The 1,988-nt window shown below is 59.6% G+C and carries 3 protein-coding genes; all 3 read right to left on the bottom strand.

Annotated features, from left to right (window positions below; genetic code table 11):
• The coding region (locus A2I95_RS33980) for a transposase (RefSeq protein WP_291736897.1) at positions 1 to 128 on the bottom strand (128 nt) is incomplete at its 3' end.
• 306 nt (positions 129 to 434) lie between these two features.
• Positions 435 to 878 carry a MaoC family dehydratase gene (locus tag A2I95_RS33975; protein WP_027258113.1) on the bottom strand — a complete coding sequence of 148 codons (444 nt, stop codon included), beginning with the start codon at positions 876 to 878 and terminating at the stop codon, positions 435 to 437.
• A gap of 237 nt (positions 879 to 1,115) precedes the next feature.
• Positions 1,116 to 1,988 (bottom strand): TIGR01459 family HAD-type hydrolase (locus A2I95_RS33970; RefSeq protein ID WP_291736893.1); only part of this gene is annotated, 873 nt, incomplete at its 5' end.

Here is a 1,988-nt window from a genome sequence, read left to right as displayed (position 1 = left end):
CAGGTGCTGACCTGGTTCGGGTGCAGCTGATGCTTCGCTGCGATCTCCTGAACGGTCTTGTCACCGCGCAGCGCCTCAAGCGCAACCTTGGCTTTAAACTGATCTGTAAAGTTCCGCCGCTGCGCCATTTTCGTATCCCTTCAAAGGTTTGGGATACACCTTAGCCAACTGTCCGGTTTCCTGGGGCCCCTTCAGTGTGGCTGCCCGCGTAACACCTGGAGACCGGCCCTGATAAAAAAAGGGGTCGCTCAGGATATCCTGTTCGAGCAGGCCTCGAGAGAGGGTCTGTCCACCCCCACCCGGCGGCGGCGCCACCCTAAACGGGGTTCAGCGCAGTACCGAACGGAACGAACGAAATGAACAAGTCCAGATAAGCAAAACCGCCAAGGGCAACGGCCCCCGGCGGCTGAACCTGTTGACAAAGAGAGGTGGACTCAGTCGAATTTGCGCGACGGTGCCATCACCATGGCCTCGCCCACCAGCACCTTCTTGCCGCCGACGATGCAGCGGCACTCCAGTTTCACCCGGCGTTTGTCAATCACGATGTCGGTCACCTCGACCTCCGCCAGCACCAGATCACCGGGGCGCACCGGGGCCAGGAACTTCAGCGACTGGCTCATATAGATGGTGCCATGGCCGGGCAGCTGTTCGCCGATCACCGCCGAAATCAGTCCCGCAGTCAGCATCCCATGGGCAATCCGACCCTCGAAAATGGTGTCTTGGGCGTATTCATCATCCAGATGCACCGGATTGCGGTCGGTCGAGACCTCGGCGAACTTCTCGATGTCCTCATCGGTGATGACCTTGCGCAGGTAACGCACCATGCCCATTTCGATGTCTTCAATGCAGATGGTTCCGCGCGGCATGTTGTCCAACATCTCATCCTCCATTCGCCTGGTCCTGATCTTCGGGCCTGATCACCTGGCCCGATCGTGTGGTGTGACCGCTTGGCGTTGTAACTTTTGCGCGCCGGATTGGCCGCTTGCGCAACTTTATTACTTTGCAGATGCAGAAAATCAAGAAGTTTCTGACATAAGAAAACCCCGCCGGTTTGAGCGGGGTTTGCTCAGAGCAGAGCGTGTTCCGTACTGGGCAGGTGGTTGACGCAGGCGGTTTTACCGAAGGAAGCCAATGGCATATGTGGGTGCGGACTGTTCATGCGCCAGATAGGTCTGCAGCGCGTCCGCGTCCGGCTGGACTGATGTCTTTGTTTCTCTGGCCGCAAGCCCGCCGGTGATGAACAGGGAATCGATGCTTTCGCCCATGGCGCCGGCAATATCCGTATGCGGCCCGTCGCCGATCGCTAGGATCTCGGAATCAGCAAAGTCATGGCCCAACTCGGTCAGACGCCGCCGCGCCAGATCATAGATCGGCGGATGCGGCTTGCCGAAATACAGGCTCTCGCCGCCCATCTCTGTATAGAGCCGCGCCAAGGCACCGGCACACCATTCCCGCTTTTCGCCGCGGTCCACCACGATATCCGGGTTGGCGCACAACAGCTTCATGCCCATCTGCTTGGCGTAAAGGAAATCCGCCTGGTTCACCTCCGGGTCTGCCATGGTGTCAAACGGACCGCAGCAGACAATGCCCTCGGCCTCTTTGAGCGGCACCCGGGTGATTTCCACCGGTTCATGGATCACATGCAGCGGCTCAAAGAACCCTGCATCCCGCTCCCATTCCCCCATGAAATAGACCGATGTGCCAACCGCGCCGGTGAACATCGCCGCCCGGGCGCTGTCGCCGCTGGTCGAGATGGTGTCATAGGCATCATCCGGCACGTTGAACTGTCCCAGCTGCGCCGCCACGCCTGCGCGCGGTTTCGGTGAATTGGTCACCAGCACCACGATGCCGCCCTGCTTCCGGTAGGCCTGCAACGCTGCTACGGCGTCAGGAAAGGCGGTGATCCCGTTATGCACGCAGCCCCAGAGATCGACAAACAGCGCCTTGTAACGGCCGGAGACTTCGGACAGGGAGTTGATGATTTGGGT

This window comes from Leisingera sp. F5, from assembly GCF_001593695.1.
The sequence above is the reverse complement of the archived record's forward strand: the minus strand, read 5'-3'. Positions and strand labels throughout refer to the sequence as shown.

Bases quoted from the DNA above. Each gene is read 5' to 3' on its own strand.
- A2I95_RS33975 (WP_027258113.1), bottom strand. From the start codon at position 878: ATGTTGGACAACATGCCGCGCGGAACCATCTGCATTGAAGACATCGAA.